The 19193-nt window shown below is 33.0% G+C and carries 21 protein-coding genes; 3 read left to right on the top strand and 18 right to left on the bottom strand.

Annotated features, from left to right (window positions below; all coding sequences use genetic code 11):
* Positions 1–27: 27 nt before the first annotated feature.
* From U5A88_RS09805 to gcvP, 4 genes are all read right to left on the bottom strand, one after another.
* A complete protein-coding gene (locus U5A88_RS09805) occupies positions 28–591 on the bottom strand; it encodes a hypothetical protein (protein WP_354205980.1) in 564 nt (187 codons plus the stop codon).
* Between the two features lie 142 nt (positions 592–733).
* Positions 734–1342, bottom strand: coding sequence for an immunity protein Imm33 domain-containing protein (locus U5A88_RS09800; protein WP_354205978.1), 609 nt, complete (start codon positions 1340–1342; stop codon positions 734–736).
* Positions 1343–1687: 345 nt separating this feature from the next.
* Positions 1688–2467, bottom strand: a complete 780-nt coding sequence (locus U5A88_RS09795; RefSeq protein WP_354205976.1) for an abortive infection system antitoxin AbiGi family protein — start codon at positions 2465–2467, stop codon at positions 1688–1690.
* 99 nt (positions 2468–2566) lie between these two features.
* The gene (gene gcvP, locus U5A88_RS09790) at positions 2567–5416 is read right to left on the bottom strand and encodes an aminomethyl-transferring glycine dehydrogenase (protein ID WP_354205974.1); all 2850 of its coding nucleotides are present in this window, start codon (positions 5414–5416) and stop codon (positions 2567–2569) included.
* Between the two features lie 127 nt (positions 5417–5543).
* On the opposite strand from gcvP, the gene U5A88_RS09785 reads away from it, so the two are divergent.
* Positions 5544–6371, top strand: coding sequence for a UbiA prenyltransferase family protein (locus tag U5A88_RS09785; protein WP_354205973.1), 828 nt, complete (start codon positions 5544–5546; stop codon positions 6369–6371).
* A gap of 165 nt (positions 6372–6536) precedes the next feature.
* Here U5A88_RS09785 and lipA read toward each other — a convergent pair whose 3' ends face one another.
* The 5 genes from lipA to U5A88_RS09760 all read right to left on the bottom strand — a co-directional run bounded on the left by lipA (position 6537) and on the right by U5A88_RS09760 (position 10917).
* Positions 6537–7403, bottom strand: a complete 867-nt coding sequence (gene lipA / locus U5A88_RS09780) for a lipoyl synthase (RefSeq protein WP_354205971.1) — start codon at positions 7401–7403, stop codon at positions 6537–6539.
* A 31-nt stretch (positions 7404–7434) separates the two neighbouring features.
* Positions 7435–8655: an Nramp family divalent metal transporter gene (locus tag U5A88_RS09775; RefSeq protein ID WP_354205969.1), complete on the bottom strand. Its 1221-nt coding sequence runs from the start codon at positions 8653–8655 to the stop codon at positions 7435–7437.
* Positions 8656–9035: 380 nt separating this feature from the next.
* The gene (locus U5A88_RS09770; RefSeq protein ID WP_354205967.1) at positions 9036–9596 is read right to left on the bottom strand and encodes an RNA polymerase sigma factor; all 561 of its coding nucleotides are present in this window, start codon (positions 9594–9596) and stop codon (positions 9036–9038) included.
* Positions 9590–10714, bottom strand: coding sequence for a glycosyltransferase (locus U5A88_RS09765; RefSeq protein ID WP_354205965.1), 1125 nt, complete (start codon positions 10712–10714; stop codon positions 9590–9592). Before U5A88_RS09765 ends, U5A88_RS09770 begins: the two co-directional genes overlap by 7 nt.
* A complete protein-coding gene (locus U5A88_RS09760; protein WP_354205963.1) occupies positions 10714–10917 on the bottom strand; it encodes a membrane or secreted protein in 204 nt (67 codons plus the stop codon). Before U5A88_RS09760 ends, U5A88_RS09765 begins: the two co-directional genes overlap by 1 nt.
* Positions 10918–11017: 100 nt before the next feature.
* Between U5A88_RS09760 and aqpZ the strand changes: the two genes are divergently transcribed.
* Positions 11018–11695 carry an aquaporin Z gene (aqpZ, locus tag U5A88_RS09755; protein WP_354205961.1) on the top strand — a complete coding sequence of 226 codons (678 nt, stop codon included), beginning with the start codon at positions 11018–11020 and terminating at the stop codon, positions 11693–11695.
* 68 nt (positions 11696–11763) lie between these two features.
* On the opposite strand, the gene U5A88_RS09750 is transcribed toward aqpZ, so the two are convergent.
* From U5A88_RS09750 to rsfS, 7 genes are read right to left on the bottom strand one after another with little or no spacing between them, the layout of a single operon-like run.
* A complete protein-coding gene (locus U5A88_RS09750) occupies positions 11764–12375 on the bottom strand; it encodes a YceI family protein (RefSeq protein WP_354205959.1) in 612 nt (203 codons plus the stop codon).
* A gap of 1 nt (position 12376) precedes the next feature.
* On the bottom strand, positions 12377–12646 hold the full coding sequence (locus U5A88_RS09745) for an acyl-CoA-binding protein (RefSeq protein ID WP_354205957.1): 270 nt from the start codon (positions 12644–12646) through the stop codon (positions 12377–12379).
* Positions 12639–13292 (bottom strand): phosphatidylserine decarboxylase family protein, encoded by a 654-nt coding sequence (locus U5A88_RS09740; RefSeq protein ID WP_354205956.1) that lies wholly within the window; start codon positions 13290–13292, stop codon positions 12639–12641. The genes U5A88_RS09745 and U5A88_RS09740 overlap by 8 nt, the downstream gene beginning before the upstream one ends.
* 10 nt (positions 13293–13302) lie before the next feature.
* Positions 13303–14097: a phosphatidate cytidylyltransferase gene (locus U5A88_RS09735; RefSeq protein WP_354205955.1), complete on the bottom strand. Its 795-nt coding sequence runs from the start codon at positions 14095–14097 to the stop codon at positions 13303–13305.
* A gap of 1 nt (position 14098) precedes the next feature.
* A complete protein-coding gene (locus tag U5A88_RS09730) occupies positions 14099–14680 on the bottom strand; it encodes a hypothetical protein (protein ID WP_354205953.1) in 582 nt (193 codons plus the stop codon).
* A 41-nt stretch (positions 14681–14721) separates the two neighbouring features.
* A complete protein-coding gene (ftsH, locus tag U5A88_RS09725) occupies positions 14722–16767 on the bottom strand; it encodes an ATP-dependent zinc metalloprotease FtsH (protein ID WP_354205952.1) in 2046 nt (681 codons plus the stop codon).
* A 30-nt stretch (positions 16768–16797) separates the two neighbouring features.
* Positions 16798–17163 (bottom strand): ribosome silencing factor, encoded by a 366-nt coding sequence (rsfS, locus tag U5A88_RS09720; protein WP_354205951.1) that lies wholly within the window; start codon positions 17161–17163, stop codon positions 16798–16800.
* A 73-nt stretch (positions 17164–17236) separates the two neighbouring features.
* On the opposite strand from rsfS, the gene U5A88_RS09715 reads away from it, so the two are divergent.
* Entirely contained in the window at positions 17237–17968 is a 732-nt protein-coding gene (locus U5A88_RS09715) for a biotin--[acetyl-CoA-carboxylase] ligase (RefSeq protein ID WP_354205949.1), read from the top strand.
* Positions 17969–18127: 159 nt separating this feature from the next.
* Here U5A88_RS09715 and U5A88_RS09710 read toward each other — a convergent pair whose 3' ends face one another.
* Both U5A88_RS09710 and pyrE read right to left on the bottom strand, forming a co-directional pair.
* A complete protein-coding gene (locus U5A88_RS09710) occupies positions 18128–18517 on the bottom strand; it encodes an SRPBCC family protein (protein WP_354205948.1) in 390 nt (129 codons plus the stop codon).
* Between the two features lie 30 nt (positions 18518–18547).
* Positions 18548–19189, bottom strand: coding sequence for an orotate phosphoribosyltransferase (gene pyrE, locus U5A88_RS09705; RefSeq protein ID WP_354205947.1), 642 nt, complete (start codon positions 19187–19189; stop codon positions 18548–18550).
* Between the last annotated feature and the right edge of the window lie 4 nt (positions 19190–19193).

Here is a 19193-nt window from a genome sequence, read left to right as displayed (position 1 = left end):
CTTTCATTTTAGCCATTGAAATAATTATTAATTCCTAATGACACTAATAATAGAATCTACTTCGCGTTGAACAATAGCGTAGTCATTATGAAATTCAGATTCCTTTTTTTTGTATGCTGCCTGTTCATTCATTACCTGTTGCGTTAATGTACCAACTTCTTGACCCAATAGCATCTCTTTATCTCTATCTCTATTGGGATTAATGAAGCTGCTAAATAGTAATGTATTCTTAGCTTCTAATTTCTCGTTTAATTCTAGATATTCTAAAGTTGCATCAAAAAAACGCGTGTCTTTATGTTTCGATTTTAAAGCTACAATACGTTTTTTACTACTCGTAATTGTTTGGTCTATTTTAGTTGACATCATTGTAATTTTATCCGTAAGACTTTTATTAGGTATTGAATCTTTTCTCAATACTTCGCCCAATTTCATTAAATAAGGATTTCTTAAATTACTGACTTCACCCAGCTCCTGTTTAATTTTTAGGCATTCAAAAGACTGAACAAGAGCATCATTTTTAGAATATTCAGATTGTAGGGTGCAACTTTGTAAACAAAAAACGAGTATAATAAGGGATAGTGTTTTTTTCATAATTTTTTAAACTTAATGTATGGGTTTAGTTACCTGATTTAACGACGAATTTAGCAAATAAAAACTGAATAGAATATTATTATACTTTCATAAGCAGACTGGAATTCTCTATTATTTATTTAGCTTGTAGTGCAGCGTTTTTTTAAATTGTTTTTAGTTTTCCGTCAAACCATACATCTTCACACCCTTTCTTGTCAATTAAGAAACGATAACCAATGTCAAGACCGAAATATTTTATTAAATCAGGTCTAATTTGAAGCAAATGCTCCGCATATATTGGTTTAAAAAAATCATCACATTCCGAATATTCTCCAGCCCAAATATACCACCCTGTTGTTCCTTCTTCTTTGGGACGTCTTAATCCGTGAATTGGGTTAAAATTCAGGTCAGAACCAATACCAATTTTTAATTTTTTATTTATCGGATTCCATTTGGATTTATATTTTTCACAAATTTCTTTTTGTAAGTCAATATGCACATCCCATAAATTATAATCCTTCAATAAGTCTTCGCCAGTTTCCAATTGATGTTTCCAAAGTTGGATATTCTTTTTAGTAATTGGAAAATTAAGTTCAGGACTATCCCATTGATAAACAATATCAGATATAATTTCATCATCCCAATCAAAATAATCTTCTGTGATTAATTCCCAAGCATAATTTTCAAAATCATTTTCTACGATTTCTCCATTCAGATATTGGTCACATTTAGCAATTAAATCCGAGCGTGATATTTTAATTTTTTTGTTCAATATTCATTCTATTAATGAGTTTGTTTTAAATGTGTTACAATGACCTGCTAAACGCAGTTCTGCTTTGAGAGCGAAGATACAAAAAAGTGGAAGATAATGAGGCGTTAAGTCGCACGGAAGTGCGATAGCCATTATCCGTCTCGTGCAGCGGATTTTTGAAAAAAATTTGATGTTCGAGCCACTTTAGTCAGCGATAGCTGAATGAATTCCAACGGTCTCGGCTATGAGCAGTTGCGTGGGTTAGCACTTAACTTTGCAAGTACACACCAAGCTGAAAATCCGCGAGGATTTTCAGAAGTAGGCGAGAACAAGCAATTACTTATAGCCAATGTTGTATGTGGTTTTTTAAAAGTCTTCAAATATTTGTTTTGTTGTCAATATTTTCGATGTCAATATATCGATTGTTTTATTATCATAAATCGAACTTTTAATTGTCCTTAATTCTTTAACCATTTTATGAATTTCGCTTTCCTCTTTTACGAAAATATATTTAACATTATCTTCTTTAAAACGCAAACGATAGTTCTTTAATTTTTCATTCGCTTTTTCCAATTCCTTTGGGTTGTCCATTTTTTCTTTACTCAAAGTACCGTGAGGTGCAGCTTTTTCTTCTTTTGTAGGTATGTACCTCCATTCTCTTTCATTATAAAACTTCACATCTTTATGTTCTTTGCCTTGATGTTTAAAGTTTCCAGAGTAGGGCTTTGAGTACATTAAGAGAGAAACCCAACTGTTCATAATATCTCCACCTATTTTTCTCACGTTTTCATCTTTAAGTTCATTCAATTTGAGTGCGTTTTCGGCTATAATGCTCAATGGTTCTGCTACATATGAATCTTTGTTTAAATAAATTATAGGATTCAGTCTTTTTTTTATTCCCCATTCTTTTTTCATTCCTATTCCATAGTTGCCGTAGGTATTTATATGATTGCTGATTTGTCCTAAAGAAATGTCACAGAAACAGGTCATTGGAATTCCAAAATTGAATCCACGAATCGAACGAGAGTCGTTTAATTTTAAGTCTTCGAAACAATATCTGGGTTGAAATCCTCTTTTGAAAATTTCAGTCAAATATTCCAGTTTAGGCGTGAAATGGAAAAGACTATTTGGACTAATATTACTCATTCTTTGGGTTGGTCGAAATTAAACACAACAACTGCATAACCGCATTGCGGTTATATCCGCAATAGTTGTACATTATTTATTTTCATAAAATTAAAAAATTTAAACCTCCATATAATCCTCAATAGGGTTACAGCTACACACTAAATTCCTATCACCATACGCATCATCAACTCGTCGTACAGGTGGCCAAAATTTGGCTTCTGAAATATACGGTAACGGAAACGCAGCTTCTTTTCGGGTATAGCTAAACTGCCAATCATCAGTAGTCAGCATCGCTTGTGTATGTGGTGCGTTTTTTAATACGGAGTCGGTTCCTTCTTCATACCCATCAATTTCAGCTTTAATAGAAATCATGGCATCACAAAAACGATCTAATTCTTGTTTGCTTTCACTTTCGGTAGGTTCAATCATTAAGGTACCAGCAACAGGAAACGAAAGGGTAGGAGCATGGAAGCCGTAATCCATTAAACGTTTCGCAATATCTGTTACTTCTATGCCTTTAGCTTTAAACTCTCTAAAATCAACAATCATTTCGTGGGCGGCAAAACCTTTTTCTCCCGTATATAAAATTTTAAAATGCTTCTCTAATTTACTTTTTAAATAATTGGCATTTAAAATGGCATATTCGGTAGCTTTAGTTAAACCCTGAGCACCTAACATTTTAATATAACCATACGAAATTAAATCTACCAACGCAGAACCCCAAGGAGCGGCTGAAATTCCCGTTATGGCATGTTCACCACCAGTTTTAACAATAGGATTGGTAGGCAAAAATGGAGCTAAATGTTTAGCTACGCAAATAGGGCCAACACCTGGTCCCCCACCGCCATGTGGAATGGCAAAGGTCTTATGCAGGTTCAAATGACAAACATCTGCACCAATGGTTGCCGGATTGGTCAACCCTACCTGTGCGTTCATATTGGCACCGTCCATATACACCTGTCCGCCATTATTATGGATGATTTCAGTAATATCTTTAATGGCACTTTCAAAAACACCATGTGTAGATGGATAGGTAACCATTAACGCCGCGAGGTTATCTTTGTGCAATTCAGCTTTTTCACGAAGATCATCCACATCTATATTACCGTCTTCTGACGTTTTGGTAACTACCACTTTCATACCTGCCATTACCGCAGAAGCGGGATTTGTACCGTGTGCAGAAGCAGGAATTAAACAAATATGCCTATGTGATTCACCACGAGAAGTGTGGTAGGCTCTTATAACCATTAGGCCTGCATACTCACCTTGAGCACCCGAATTAGGCTGTAATGAAGTGGCTGCAAAACCTGTAATAATATTTAAAGAATGTTCTAAATCAGTAAGCATTTCTTGATAACCTTGTGCTTGTTCTATAGGCACAAACGGATGAATGCTATTCCAGCTACTAGAACTTAAGGGTAACATTTCAGAAGCGGCATTCAGCTTCATAGTACACGAACCCAAAGAAATCATAGAATCCGTCAACGAAATATCTTTATTTTCTAATCTTTTAATATAACGCATCATTTCTGTTTCCGAATGGTAATTTTCAAAAACCTCATGTGTCATAAATTCTGAAGTACGTTTAATATCATCAGGAATTGAATTCAATTCCACATAATTAGCACAGTCTTTATGTTCTGCATTTTCAGCTTCAGCTAAAATTGAAATGATTTGGTCAACATCCGCAATGGTAGTAGTTTCATTTAGTGAAACACTAATAGTAGTATGGTCTATGTATAAAAAGTTGATTTCTGACGCCTCAGCAATTTTTTTAACAGCATTGGTATTACTCACCTTTATTTTTAGCGTATCAAAAAATGCCGTATTTTCTTGGGCTAAGCCTAATTTTTTAACTTCATCATTTAAGATGGTAGTTAAACTGTGGACTTTATTGGCAATGTATTTTAAGCCTTCAGCACCATGATATACTGCATACATACCTGCCATAACAGCCAATAAAACTTGTGCAGTACAAATATTAGATGTTGCTTTTTCACGTTTAATATGTTGCTCTCTGGTTTGTAGTGCCATCCGTAAAGCACGGTTGCCATCAGCATCAATAGTCACACCAATAATACGCCCAGGGATTGATCTTTTATATTCTTCTTTAGTTGCAAAATACCCAGCATGTGGCCCGCCATAACCCATAGGAACTCCAAAACGTTGTGAAGTACCTACGGTAATGGATGCTCCCATTTCACCTGGCGATTTTAAAACAGCTAAACTCAATAAATCAGCAGCTATAATAACTTTAATGTCTTGTTGATTGGCATTTTCAATAAAATTGGAATAATCATAAATCTGCCCATTCTTTGTAGGATATTGAACAATGGCACCAAATACATTTGACGAAAATGTTGCTTCTTCATGATGGCCGTAAATTAATTCAATTCCCAACGGTTCTGAACGTGTTTTTAGAATGGAAACGGTTTGCGGTAATACATCATCAGAGACAAAAAACTGAAGAGCATCAGTTTTCTTTTGGGCTCTTGAACGATTGTTGTACAACATAATCATAGCTTCGGCCGCGGCTGTTCCTTCATCTAACAATGAAGAATTTGCCATATCCATTCCCGTAAGGTCAGAAATTACAGTTTGGTAATTCAATAAGGCTTCTAATCTGCCTTGAGATATTTCCGCTTGATAAGGCGTATAAGAAGTGTACCAACTCGGATTTTCAAAAATGTTACGCTGAATAACGGCTGGCAATATTGTAGGATGATAACCCAATCCGATATACGATTTGAATTCCTTATTTTTTTTAGAAAGATTCTGAATATAACTGCTAAATTCATATTCGCTCATGGGCGAAGGTAAATTTAGCGATTTATTTAATTTTATATGATTTGGAATTGTATTATCAATCAATTCATCTATGCTTTTAACACTAATAGTGTTGAGCATTTGAGGAACATCATGTTCACGAGGTCCAAGATGTCTTAAAGTAAAAGAATCCGTTTTCATTTTAATAAATTATTTAATGTAGCTATCTACGAATTAGTAAGCATCAAAAGTAACGAAAAAAGAGGTATTTTTGATGTTAGAATTGTACTATTTATTAGCATAAATTACATTTTAGCACTTTAGCCTAATGCCATTATTAAAGCGTATTTTAGATTTTTACATTTTTAGTAATATTCATGTGGCATTGGCTGTGTTTTGTTTGGCGAAAATTACATTATTATCGTATGATATAAATAGCAATTTAATTCCATTATTTTGTTTGTTTTCAACAATAGCTTCATATAATTTAATCCGCATTTTTAGAGTTGATGAAGTGCAACCTTGGTTTTTTGAATTTATAAAAAAGAATAAATTTATTTTAGTATTATTTACGGTTTTTTGTGCTCTTATTGCTTTTTTATTAATTTTTAGATTTAGATATACAACATTATATTGGGTAATGCCCTTTGGTTTAGTTACACTGTTTTATGTAAGCCCATTTGGTATAAAAAAACATAATCTATCTTTACGTTATATCGCTTTCGTAAAGTTGTTTTTAATTGCCATTTCTTGGGCTGGAGTAACGGTTATACTGCCGTTAATTCAACACAAAATATCTATAGATTTTAATGAAATTGTTACGTTGATTCAACGCTTTTTATTCGTGGTAGTAATCACCATTCCTTTTGATATAAGGGATGTTGCTTACGATAAAGAAGAATTAAAAACCTTACCGCAGACATTTGGTATTTTAAAGGCGAAGATATTAGGATTGTTTTTTTTGATGCTTTTTTTAGGTTTGGAATTTTTAAAAACACCTATCCAACCGGAACAATTACGCATTCATTTTTTTATGGCAGTATTGACCTTGCTTTTTTTGATGAAAACTACTGAAGATCAAAACAAGTATTATAGTGCATTTTTCGTAGAAAGTTTGCCTATAATTTGGTTGGGTTTGTTTATATGGTTAAGCTAAATAAGGACAAATAAAAAAGCGTCCTACTCCTAGGACGCTTTATTTTAACTAACTCAAATAATTTATACAATGAAACAAATTACTTTGTTTACACTACTATAACGGCAAATGTTGTGCCAAAATTGTGTGAGATAGGTTAATGAAGGGTTAAAAGTTGTTAAAAATTCACAAAATATGCTTTTGAGCTTTGTATGAAGATCGTACCAAAGCACCACTTTCAACATGTCTAAAACCTAAATCTAGGCCAAACTCTTCATATTTTTTAAATTGGTCTGGCGTAATAAATTCTTTTACAGGCAAGTGCATTTTACTTGGTTGTAAGTATTGACCAATAGTAACAACATCAACCTTGTTATTTCTTAAATCGGTCATAGTTTGGAAAACTTCATCTTCTTTTTCGCCTAAGCCGAGCATTATGCCGGACTTGGTTCTATTAATCCCACTATCTTTTAGGTATTTCAGCACGGCTAAACTTCTATCGTACTTTGCTTGAATACGTACTTCTCTGGTTAAACGTCTTACGGTTTCCACATTATGAGAGACTACTTCCGGAGCTACTTCTACAATTCTATCGATATTTTTATGGATTAACTGAAAATCAGGAATCAAAGTCTCCAACGTAGTTTCTGGATTTGCTCTGCGAATAGCATTTATGGTTTCTGCCCAAATAATTGAGCCACCATCTTTTAAATCGTCTCTATCCACGGAAGTAATTACGGCATGCTTTATTTGCATGAGTTTTATGGAACGGGCTACTTTTTCAGGCTCTTCCCAGTCAACTGTATCGGGTCTTCCTGTTTTTACACCACAAAATCCACAGGATCGAGTACAAACGTTTCCTAAAATCATAAACGTTGCTGTGCCTTCACCCCAACACTCGCCCATATTTGGGCAGCTACCGCTTGTACATATAGTATGTAAATCGTATTTTTCAACTAAACCTCTTAGTTCCGTATATTTTTTTCCAGTAGGTAATTTGACACGTAACCATTTGGGTTTTTTTATAGGAAATATTACAGATTCTTCAGACATTTTCTTTTCCTTAATTTATTTCATTGCAAAGTTACAAATTCATCAGATACCACACACTAAATCCAATTAAGAATATAATACCCATATAGCTCAGCACTTTCATTACCATTGACGGACGCCACTCTTTTGGAGTGTGTTTGCCCGAAATTAGCATAAAATTGGCAATGGCATAAAACGGAGCGGTTAAAAAAGATAAGACAGTAGCTATTTTAACCATGGTTATCATGTTAGAAACAAAATAAAACAAGATAATCATAGTACCAGCTGATAATAACGCTATCCAAAAATTATAATTGAGTTTTGTATTTTTATTAAATAATAATTCTGAAGATTTAGCCATAGCACGTGGTGATGCATCTAGACAAGTTAATGTTGTACTTAACATGGTTGTAAAAGCGGCAATACCTATAAAGATTGCTGTCTGTGAGCCTAAGGTGTCTGTATATAAACTGATAATTTGTTGGGCAAATACGCCAGCACTACTACTAAATTCATTGCCAGATTGGTACATAACTAAGGCACCAAGGCCAACAAAACAAAATGCTAAAATGGTCGTGCCAACAAAACCAATATTAAAATCGAATAAAGATTGCTTAGTGTCAAATTCCTTTTTACCGTCTTTACGTTTTTCCAATGCCCACAGAGAGTGCCAAGTGGCAATATCCAAAGGTGCAGGCATCCATCCTAAAAATGTAATTAGAAAACCAATTTCTAATGCTCCCTCGGGGAATATTTGTGTTAGCTCAATGGTTTTTTCGGTATTGAATATAGCTACACCAACAGCAATTAAAGTACTTAACGTAAGAATAACAATAATCACTTTAATTAAATTATCCAGTAGTTTGTATTTACCAATTAGCAGTGTGGTTAAGCAAATTAGCGTAATAATGATGCTCCAAATAGTGGTGTCTGGGGTTATTCCAAATAAATTTGCTGCTAAACCTGCAGTAACAATGGTAACAGCAGCTTGTATGGTAAACATGGTGGCAAAAGTGAGCAGATAATAACCGGTTAAAACACCCTTGCCGAGCCTTTTATAACCATCAATTAAACTTTCGCCTGTAGCGGTTGCATAACGTGGACCATACTGAAAAAAAGGATATTTAAAAAGATTGACAAGCAAAACCGCCCATAACAAGCCAAAGCCGAAATCCGCACCCGCTCGTGTTGACTGCACTAAATGTGAAACGCCTATTGCTGCACCAGCAAAAAGTAAACCAGGACCTAATTGTTTGATCCAATTTTTTTTCATGAAGTGGTGGTTAGGTTTTGTGAAAGTAGTAATTTTTTTTTAGTTGTTGTATATTGGGACTTTTTGATTAACGAGTTTATTCAAAATTACTATCCTATTCCAAAAAAAAAATTTTAAGATTTAATACAAATTCGTGTTTTGATAGATCTTTTTCTTTTTTTCATCGACCAAAAAAGAAACAAAAAAGTCTAGGCTGACGAAACTTTATCTAAATTTATTATTCGGAACCTAAATTTTAGGAACTCGCTCTATAAATCCTGCTAAATTAAAGGTCATTGGAAGCTCAAACAGCCTAAAATTTTTAACGGTTCTCTTATTTCAAATTTTACGATAAACCTTCGATAGGCCATTTTAAGAACAATTACAAACCGACCATAATATCATTTAGAAGCATTGATTATTTCAGCCAATAATTTTTTTGCTCTTAATAATTTTACTTTTATATTGCTCATGGGTTCGTCAAGCTCTTCCACCATTTCTTTATAGCTCATTTCTTGAAAAAAACGAAGGTTTATAATTTCTTGGTAATGAGGTTTTAACTGTTTTATATATGCTAATAATTCGGCTAAATTTTGCTCAATAATCAATAAATCATCGGGTGTAGGTTCTTCGTCTTCAATTTTATGTGCCTCTAAATTTTTTTTATGCAAAGAAATAGTCTCAGTCTTCTTCTTACGTAACTGGTCTATGTATAAATTGTTTCCAATTGATATTAACCACGTTTTAAACTCGTAATTTTCATCGAATGTGTCAATTTTGTCAAAGGCTTTTGCAAAAGTTCTGATAGTTAAATCTTCTGCTTCGTTTTCATCACTGGTTTTGTTTAAAATAAACCGATAAATATCCTTCCAAAAAATGTTCAACAAAAAGGTGTATGAAGTTTCATCACCTTGTTTAGCTTTATTTATGCTATCAATTATATTTTCTGTTTTTTTTACCAAGTATTGGGTTTTCTAAATAAGTTTGCAATGAATATGCCAAATTGAATAAAAACTAAATATATATCTAATAAAGGAAACCATAAAATCAAATCTCTTTCATTTAGCTTTTGTGCGGCTCTGCCAATAATAATATAGTGTACTAAAAGTCGTATTAGAATTAATGCAATTACAATCTCCCGATAGCTATCGGAATCCATTTGCCCAATTAACGAAAATGCCAAGAGAAATATTGCCAACACCCAAAATGAGACCTGAGATAAATAATAGATTCCTAGCAAAAATTTGTGAATGGGACTATAATAATTGGCGGTGGTAATATGTCTTCTTTTCTGTTTTATCCAATTTTTAAAGGTGATTTTTGGCTTTGAAACCGTAAAGCTGTTTTTGGTAAAACAAATGGCGGTATTTTGTTTGTTGGCTACTTGATTAATAAATAAATCATCATCACCAGATTTGATATGTATATGATTTTCTAGACCATTAACTTTGTTGAACAGCTCTTTTTTATAGGCCAAATTTCTGCCAACACCCATATACGGAAGGCCTATTTTAGTATAAGAAAAGTACTGAACTACGGTTATTAATGTTTCAAAACGGATTAGTTTATTTAAAAAAGAATTCTTGATTTTTTGATACGCACCATAACCTAATACAATTTTTTCGGTATCAGAAAAATGAGAGGTCATTTCTGATATCCAATATTCTGAAATAGGCATGCAATCGGCATCAGTAAATAAAAGGCAATCGCATTTTGAAGCCTTTACGCCTTTAGTTATTGCATTTTTTTTATTTCCCGAATAATTTTTTGAAGCTTCAATTTCAACAACTTTTAAGTGTGAAAATGTTGTTTGATATTTTTGTAGTAGGGCAGAAGTACCATCTGTAGACGCATCGTTTATAACGATAACTTCAAAATCAGGATAATTTTGAGTCAGTACTTTTTTTAAGTTTCGTTTTAAGTTTTTTGCTTCGTTCCTAGCACAAATTAGTATAGAAACACTAGGTTGTAACGAAGTTGGTTTTTGAGGTTTGGAGAAAGAAAATTTGTTAAATATGTAAAAGAAACATAGTTGAGTGAGCACACTCAACATAAAAATTACATATAAAAAAGTTAGCATTAGTTATGTTGAGGTTCAGTGCAGGTATCAAACTGATCTGGTGTTTTACCACAAAAACCGCAAGAATCGCCGTTTTTATTTAACATGGGGTTCTGACTTGCACAAGTGCCTGCAAATTTACCATCCTTTTTTGCCCAAATTTTAATAGCAATTCCTGCAAAAGCAATGGCTAATAAGCCTAATGTTAGCAATAATAATTTCATAATTAATCTTTGTGCAAAGGTACTGAAATTAGATGAATTTTTAAAGCATAACTTTTTTTGACTACCTTGTAACTTGATTATTAACCAAACTTTATACATTATGAAAAATTATTTAGCAGAAATGTTCGGGACATTTGTCCTTGTTTTTATTGGCTGTGGTAGTGCAGTTATTGCTGGTGGAGACGTCGGCTTTTTAGGAATTTCGTTTGCATTTGGTATTGCTGTATTAGCAATGGTCTATGCTATTGGCCCTGTATCTGGATGTCATATTAATCCTGCTATTACGGTTGGGATGCTATTTGCTGGAAAAATTAATGCCAAAGACGCTGGGGGCTATATAGTCTTCCAAATTATTGGTGCTGTTTTAGGTGCAGGGGTGTTGTTTTTAATTGCTGGAGGGCATGCAGATTATGATATTGCTGCCAACGGATTAGGCCAAAACGGATATGGAACAAGTTCGCCCAATGGATATGGCATGCAATCTGCTTTTATTGCAGAAGTAGTGTTAACCGCAATCTTTTTATTAGTGATTTTTGGTGTAACTCACAAAAATGCGAATGGAAAATTTGCAGGTATTGCCATAGGTTTAGCGTTGACTATGATACACATAGTTGGCATACCAATTACCGGTACTTCGGTAAACCCAGCACGTAGTATTGGTCCTGCCTTATTTGTACAAGGAGAAGCTTTAACACAATTGTGGCTGTTTATTGTAGCTCCAATTATTGGAGGTGTTGTAGGTGCCTTAATTTGGAAAGTGATTAAGCCTGAAGGGTAAAAAATAAAGCTTAAATAAAGAAAGCAGCTCATTTGAGCTGCTTTTTCCTTATCCTATAAATAATAAATTTACTCCTTCTTTAAATACACTGCAGCACTAATGCCAACTTCGCTCCAAGTTTTACTCACGCCATCTGCACCTTTATGTAAATCAAAACAAGCTTCACTTATTGAGGCTAAAGCAGATTCTGCTTTAAAATCTTCTAAATTTAATGTGCCTTCTAATTCAACCAATTGACCACTAGCAATATATGTTACAGGTACTTTGTGTTGAACACCATTCATTTTTAAATCTACATTTCCAGTACCGTCAGTATTTAAATTTAACGTACCCGTTAACGATATGGTAGCATCCATAACCCCAAAAAAGAGTTCTTTGAGTTTAGAATCTCTAGTTGGGTCTTTAGAAAACAAACTGCTCACAGGAATGTCAAAAGTTGTACCGCTTAATGCACCTACCGCAGAAGTATCGTTTTTTACATTATTAATTACAATTTCTTGAAAAACACCATTTACAGGTACTTTATCTGTAGTTTTATAACCAGTCCAGTTTACAGTAATGGTTTTAGCTTCAACGGAGAATTTGGCTGGTGCTTTTTCAATTTCTTTTTTGCAGGAAATAGCATTGAAACTTAAAAGTAATCCTAGAGATACAATTATTATTTTTTTAATAAAGTTCATGTTAATTTATTTTTTGATTTGTAATTTCTTCAACTAATTCAATATATTTTTCTTTGGCTTCATCGGTGCTTAAATTTTTAATTTGAAGCCATGCGTTAAGTTTAAAAGCATTTTTTAAAGGAATACCTCCAGTAGGTTGTTTGTAATTTTCGCCTTTTGTTGCCTGCTTGTAATATGCATAGAATTTTAACATAATATCGGGCGGAATTCTTTGCGTCATTACTGAGGCAATATCAAAAGCGGTTTTAAATCTATCATCAAGTTTAGACATATTCGGCTATTACGGTTTCACCTCCTTTTACTTTATCGTTTATTGATACATTTATTTTCATATCTAAAGGTATAAATACATCTACTCTAGACCCAAACTTAATAAATCCAGAATCGGCTCCCTGTGTAGCGTTATCATTTTCCACAGCGTAATTGACAATCCGCTTGGCCATTGCTCCGGCTATTTGCCGATGTAATACCTTGCCTACCGCACTGTTTTCTACAACAACTGTTGTTCTCTCATTTTCCGTTGAGGATTTTGGATGCCATGCTACCAAATATTTACCCGGATGGTATTTGCTAAAAACTATTTTACCACCAATAGGGTATCGCGTTACGTGTACATTTAAAGGTGACATAAATATCGAAATCTGCCTACGTTTATCCTTAAAAAATTCAGGCTCCTCAACTTCTTCAATAACTACAACTTTGCCGTCAACAGGTGCAATTATTTGTTTGTCATTTTCTACGGTTAGTCTTTTTGGGTTTCTGAAAAATTGAAGGATAAGCACAAATAAAATAAGAAACAGCACCATAATTGAGGTTCTTAGCCATTCAATATGTACAAGGTTATCTACCAATAAAACAACCCCAGCAAAAATAAGCATTGAGAGTATTATTATCTTATATCCTTCTTTATGAAACATTTTAGATTAATTAAGTAATGATGTGTAAATATACGTAAACAAAAGGTGCAGCAAAAATAATACTATCTAACCGATCTAAAAATCCGCCATGCCCGGGTATAAAATTGCTACTGTCTTTTACGCCTGCTTCTCTTTTAAATTTAGACTCAATTAAATCGCCCAAAAGACCAAAACAAAATACTATAAAAGCAATTATTATCCAATGTAATAAAGCAATTTCTGTCAAATATAATGAAATTATATACCCGGCAATTAAAGCAGCCACTAAGCCTCCCAGAGCTCCTTCAACTGTTTTGTTGGGTGATACTTTTTCGTAGAGCTTGGTTTTACCAAAATTACTTCCTACCAAATAGGCAAAAGTATCGCTAACCCAAATTAATATAAAAATACTGATAATAATTTCAGGATGATAGTTACCGTTAATAAAAGGAATTTGAATTAACATTGCAAAAGGTAACGCTATATAGGCTAACGCTAAAAAATAATGCCCTAATTTACTAGAAGTTAAGGTGATTTTAGATTTGAATAATTGATAAATTACTGGGACGAATAAACTTATAATTAGAAAAAAATGCAAATATTTATAGTCTAAACTAGGAACATCTATATAATTTACATAGATTAATGTTGCTACTACAAACGTCCATTTATAACTAAGATGTATTAGGTTTTTAAATTCATAAAGGCATAAAAGCATTAATATAAAAAAGACGAGATAGAAAGACTCTTTGGAGTAAAGAATACTTCCAATAATAATAGCTACATAAATAATTCCTGATAAAGCCCTGATAAGGATTTCTCGCATTTTACAAATCTTCTAACAACAGCAAATATAAGTTTTTTGCATTATTATTACCGAAGCTTAAAAAATCATCATCAACTTTTTCTGGTACATAACTTTTTATTGAACTGATGTTCGTAGGGAAGTTTTTTTCATAAGTCTGTCTAATACCCATTAACCCTTCACTTTTATCTTTTACCATTTGACTGGTTTTCGCAAAAACGATAAAATAATCGGGTAAGTCCACAATTTTGTGATAGCGTACTTGTTCAGAAGAAAATAATATACTTCCCTCATCAGCAAGTAAGTGTTCACAATAGGTGAAAAATGGATATTGCTCAATGACAGTTGATGTGTTATCCGAATCGACAATTGTCAAAATTTTCTTTAAATCATTATTAAAACAAACTACTTTTTCCCAGTTGTTTTCTTTAATAATATCAGATAAATGTTGATTAACTTCTTCTTGATTGGTACAGTACAGAAATTTACCGCCCTTATCGATAAAGTTTTGTACAAAAGTTTCGTCTAAAGAATGCATTTCTAAAACTGTAGTTTTAGTATTATCTTCGGGGACCGAGCTAAAAATTTTTTTAAAAAGATTCATTTACTATGAGAGTTTCTCAAAAATATATATTTAAGAAAAGATTAGGCTAATTCTGTTGAAATCTCGCCCTCATTGTTCACATCTTTTTCGTCTTTTATTTCTTCTTTAACTTCTTTGGTTACTTTTTTTTCTGATTTCTCATCAGCTTTTTTTACAGCCAAAGGCTCTTTTACAAAAGGTCTTTCGCCAAATATTTTCACCAAATCATCACTGAAAATAACTTCTTTCTCTAATAGAAGTTCTGCTAAGGTGGTTAATTCCTCTTTGTGTTCTGTAAGGATTTTAATCGCTCTTTTGTACTGTGTTTCAATTAATTCGGATATTTCTTTATCAATTAACACAGCTGTTTCTTCACTGTAGGGTTTTGAAAAATTGTAATCAGATTGCCCAGAAGAGTCGTAATATGTTATGTTTCCTAACTTATCACTTAGTCCATAAACCGTAATCATTGCTCTAGCCTGTTTGGTGATTTTTTCAAGATCACTCAACGCACCAGTAGAAATTTTTCCAAAAATTAATTGTTCTGCAGCTCTACCACCTAAGGTTGCACACATTTCATCTAACATTTGCTCAGTTTGAACAATCATTCTCTCTTCCGGTAAATACCAAGCAGCACCTAGTGATTGCCCTCTTGGTACGATAGTTACTTTTACCAAAGGAGCAGCATGTTCTAGTGTCCAGCTAACTGTGGCGTGACCCGCTTCATGATAAGCAATGGTTTTCTTTTCTTTTTGGGTAATGATTTTATTTTTCTTTTCTAACCCACCTACAATTCTATCAACGGCATCTAGGAAATCTTGATGATGTACTGCTTTTTTATCTTGTCTAGCGGCAACTAACGCAGCTTCATTACATACATTAGCTATATCTGCACCTGAAAACCCCGGCGTTTGTTTTGCCAAAAATTCAACATCAACATCTTTGTCCATTTTTAGAGGCCTAATATGTACTTCAAAAATTTCTTTACGCTCGTTCATATCTGGTAAGTCCACATAGATTTGTCTGTCAAATCTACCCGCACGCATGAGGGCTTTATCTAAAACATCAGCACGGTTTGTAGCAGCTAGCACTATAACATTTGTATCTGTGCCAAACCCATCCATTTCAGTCAGTAGCTGATTTAAGGTATTTTCGCGTTCATCATTTCCGCCTGTAAAATTGTTTTTCCCTCTAGCTCTACCAATGGCATCAATTTCATCAATAAAAATTATTGAGGGTGATTTTTGAGCTGCTTGTTTAAACAAATCTCTTACACGAGAAGCTCCAACACCTACAAACATTTCTACAAAATCTGAACCCGACAATGAAAAGAACGGCACTTTTGCTTCACCAGCAACAGCTTTAGCTAATAAGGTTTTTCCAGTTCCAGGAGGGCCTACTAATAATGCTCCTTTAGGAATTTTACCGCCTAGCTTAGTATATTTATCAGGGTTTTTTAGGAAATCTACAATTTCTTGAACTTCTTCTTTTGCACCTTCTAATCCAGCAACATCTTTAAATGAAGTTTGTACTTTTTGGTCTTGGTCAAATAACTTGGCTTTTGATTTCCCAATATTAAAAATTTGTCCGCCGGGTCCGCCACCGCCACCAGATCCAGACATACGTCTCATAATAAAAATCCAAATGGCTATTATAAATATGAACGGCAGCCACATAAAAAGACCATCCCAAATACTGGTTTCTGTTTTATTGTTTGAATCAAAATCTAAGTTATATTCTTTCTTATAACTACCTAAGTCTTTTTCAAAATTTTGCAAATCGCCAAAGTCATAAACATATAATGGGTCTTTTGAATTATAAAATGGGCTTTTAGTCTTTTGGTTATATTTCTCTTTTTGCAAAGATTCTTCTTTAATAAAAATCTGAGCTACATCATTATTTACGATTACAACCTTTTCAACATCATTTTGCTTTAATATTTCATTAAATTCATTTTCAGTTAATTTGCTTGTAGCTAACTCTGAACTGTTAAAGAATTGATAGCCAATTATTAAAGCAAATAAAATACCATAAATCCAATAAAAATTGAATTTAAACTTAAACTCCTTAAAAGGTTTGTTATTATTTTTTTTATTATCCTTACTCATCGATGTGTTCTAAATTGTTATTGTTTACTATTACGCTCCTAATGTGGTAATTTTTGCATCACCCCACAAACTTTCAATGTCATAAAATTCTCTGATATGTTTCTGAAAAATATGAACAACTACATTTATATAATCTAATAAAATCCATTCTGCATTAGTTTCACCTTCAGTATGCCATGGATTTTCTTTTAATGCTTTACTGACTGTTTTTTGTATTGAGCCAGAAATTGCATTTACTTGGGTGTTTGAGCCTCCTTCACAAACTATAAAATAATCACAAACTGTATTTTCAATATCTCTTAAGTCTAAAATATTAACATTTAAGCCTTTAACTTTATCTATACCATTTATTATTTCAGAAATTAACTGATCAGTACTTACTTTGTTTTTCGCCATTAACTACCTTTATGATTTTGTTGCAAATGTATTAATTTTATCATTATTGATGTGTTATATTTGCAATTATAATATGAAGATAGTCAAACTTAGTGCCATAGATTCTACAAACTCTTATTTAAGAGATCTAATTAAAAAAACTGACATAGAAAATGCAACCGTAGTAATTGCTGATGAGCAGTTAAAAGGTAAGGGACAGGGTGATAACAAATGGACTTCAGAAAAAGGTAAAAACCTAACATTTAGTGTGTTGATTAAGTTCGGAAACCTTAATGTCGCTCACGAACACATGTTGAATTACTGTATTTCAATTGCTATTTATAATGTATTGCGATATTATATTCCTGATAGATTATTCGTAAAATGGCCTAACGACATTTTGTCAGCAGGCAAAAAGATATGTGGTATTTTAATTGAATGTGTGTTAAAAAATTCAAATGTTAATTATGCAATTGTAGGAGTAGGTTTAAATATTAACCAAGTCAAATTTGAAAAACATTTAACTCAGGCAACCTCATTGAAAAAGATATTAAATAGAATTATTGATAAGGATGAGTTGCTAGAGAAAATCTTATTGGAAATTCAATATCAAATCATTGCTGTGAGAAAACAAGAGTTTAAGAAAATTAAGCAACAATACGAAGCTATTTTATATAAAAAAGGGATTCCCTCTATGTTTAAGAGTGCAGATAAAAAGGAATTTTTGGGCAAAATTGTAGGCACATCAATGGCAGGTAATTTAGTAGTTGAATTGGAGGATGAGAGCCTAAAAGAATTTGGATTAAAGGAAATTAAATTTGCGTAGTGTGTCAATGGGTAAATTCATTAACTTATTTTACTATTTTTTTCCTTTATACCTCGTTAAAATTATTAACCTTAGATTAAACTATGCTTGCAAATTTTGCCTTGTCTAAAGAAAAAGGCCATAGCAAAATATTAGTCAACCAATTTAACCATTAATACACTAGAGTTTTTCAATATTTTCACTTAATGTACTGATAAATTTTTGAATAGGGTTTTTAATCATCATAGCCATCATAGGGTTGAATTTGCCATCAAATAATAATTGTACCTCGCTATTATCATCATCTATACTAATAATATTACCTGTTAAGGTAAATGGAAATTTATCACTGGTTGAGCCTAACACTATTTTTTCACTAGGTGTGGTCTCTTCAATTTTAAGACGAATTTCTGGCATCCCTTTTAATGCAAACAAAAAAGAATCTTCTTTAGCTTCAAATTTGTCCGTATTTTCTGGCATAATTTGCTCAAAATTTTCAACGTTACTCAAAAATTCAAACATCTCTTTTTGTGATTTTTTTACCGTTACTTTATTGGTTTCTAAATTCATAACTTATTTTAGTTTGTTTTTCTATGGAAATTAACCTTCCCATTCACTGGGATTCAATCTCCACTTCTGTAATGTAAATTGATCTTCTTCAGGTACATATTCTCTAGCAACTGCCTGCTCAATTAAGGTATCATAATCGCTTATCGTTGTAAGCTCTACATTTGCTGCGGCAAAATTTTCAACAGCTACTTTAAAACCATAAGTAAAAATAGCAACCATTCCTTTTACCTTAATTTCTTGATCTCTAAGTGCTTCTACTGCTTTCAGACTGCTACCACCAGTACTAATCAAATCTTCAACCACTACAACCGATTGATGTTTTTCAATTTGACCTTCTATTTGATTTTGTCTGCCATGTTTTTTTGGTTCAGGGCGTACATATATAAAAGGTAACCCCAATTCTTGTGCCACTAAGGCTCCAATGGCAATTGCTCCAGTAGCCACGCCAGCAATTGCATCAGGTTTTCCATACTTTTGATCTATTATTTTTGAAAGAATTTCTCTAATAAAAGTCCTGACCTGCACGTGAGAAAGTGCAACTCTATTGTCACAATAAATGGGAGATTTCCATCCAGATGCCCATGTGAAAGGGTTTTTTGGACTGAGTTTAATTGCCTTAATTTGTAATAGGAACTCAGCGGTTTCTTTTGCTTTGTTTTTTTCAAAAATCATAAAG

Origin of the sequence: Aureibaculum sp. 2308TA14-22, from assembly GCF_040538665.1 — a bacterium.
In the GTDB taxonomy this organism is placed as follows: domain Bacteria; phylum Bacteroidota; class Bacteroidia; order Flavobacteriales; family Flavobacteriaceae; genus Aureibaculum.
This window is presented reverse-complemented; position numbering and strand designations above follow the sequence as displayed.

Coding starts and splice junctions, on each gene's coding strand:
- U5A88_RS09805 (WP_354205980.1), bottom strand. CDS start 591: ATGAAAAAAACACTATCCCTTATTATACTCGTTTTTTGTTTACAAAGT.
- U5A88_RS09795 (WP_354205976.1), bottom strand. CDS start 2,467: ATGAGTAATATTAGTCCAAATAGTCTTTTCCATTTCACGCCTAAACTG.
- gcvP (WP_354205974.1), bottom strand. CDS start 5,416: ATGAAAACGGATTCTTTTACTTTAAGACATCTTGGACCTCGTGAACAT.
- U5A88_RS09785 (WP_354205973.1), top strand. CDS start 5,544: ATGCCATTATTAAAGCGTATTTTAGATTTTTACATTTTTAGTAATATT.
- lipA (WP_354205971.1), bottom strand. CDS start 7,403: ATGTCTGAAGAATCTGTAATATTTCCTATAAAAAAACCCAAATGGTTA.
- U5A88_RS09775 (WP_354205969.1), bottom strand. CDS start 8,655: ATGAAAAAAAATTGGATCAAACAATTAGGTCCTGGTTTACTTTTTGCT.
- U5A88_RS09765 (WP_354205965.1), bottom strand. CDS start 10,714: ATGCTAACTTTTTTATATGTAATTTTTATGTTGAGTGTGCTCACTCAA.
- U5A88_RS09760 (WP_354205963.1), bottom strand. CDS start 10,917: ATGAAATTATTATTGCTAACATTAGGCTTATTAGCCATTGCTTTTGCA.
- aqpZ (WP_354205961.1), top strand. CDS start 11,018: ATGAAAAATTATTTAGCAGAAATGTTCGGGACATTTGTCCTTGTTTTT.
- U5A88_RS09750 (WP_354205959.1), bottom strand. CDS start 12,375: ATGAACTTTATTAAAAAAATAATAATTGTATCTCTAGGATTACTTTTA.
- U5A88_RS09745 (WP_354205957.1), bottom strand. CDS start 12,646: ATGTCTAAACTTGATGATAGATTTAAAACCGCTTTTGATATTGCCTCA.
- U5A88_RS09740 (WP_354205956.1), bottom strand. CDS start 13,292: ATGTTTCATAAAGAAGGATATAAGATAATAATACTCTCAATGCTTATT.
- U5A88_RS09735 (WP_354205955.1), bottom strand. CDS start 14,097: ATGCGAGAAATCCTTATCAGGGCTTTATCAGGAATTATTTATGTAGCT.
- U5A88_RS09730 (WP_354205953.1), bottom strand. CDS start 14,680: ATGAATCTTTTTAAAAAAATTTTTAGCTCGGTCCCCGAAGATAATACT.
- ftsH (WP_354205952.1), bottom strand. CDS start 16,767: ATGAGTAAGGATAATAAAAAAAATAATAACAAACCTTTTAAGGAGTTT.
- rsfS (WP_354205951.1), bottom strand. CDS start 17,163: ATGGCGAAAAACAAAGTAAGTACTGATCAGTTAATTTCTGAAATAATA.
- U5A88_RS09715 (WP_354205949.1), top strand. CDS start 17,237: ATGAAGATAGTCAAACTTAGTGCCATAGATTCTACAAACTCTTATTTA.
- U5A88_RS09710 (WP_354205948.1), bottom strand. CDS start 18,517: ATGAATTTAGAAACCAATAAAGTAACGGTAAAAAAATCACAAAAAGAG.
- pyrE (WP_354205947.1), bottom strand. CDS start 19,189: ATGATTTTTGAAAAAAACAAAGCAAAAGAAACCGCTGAGTTCCTATTA.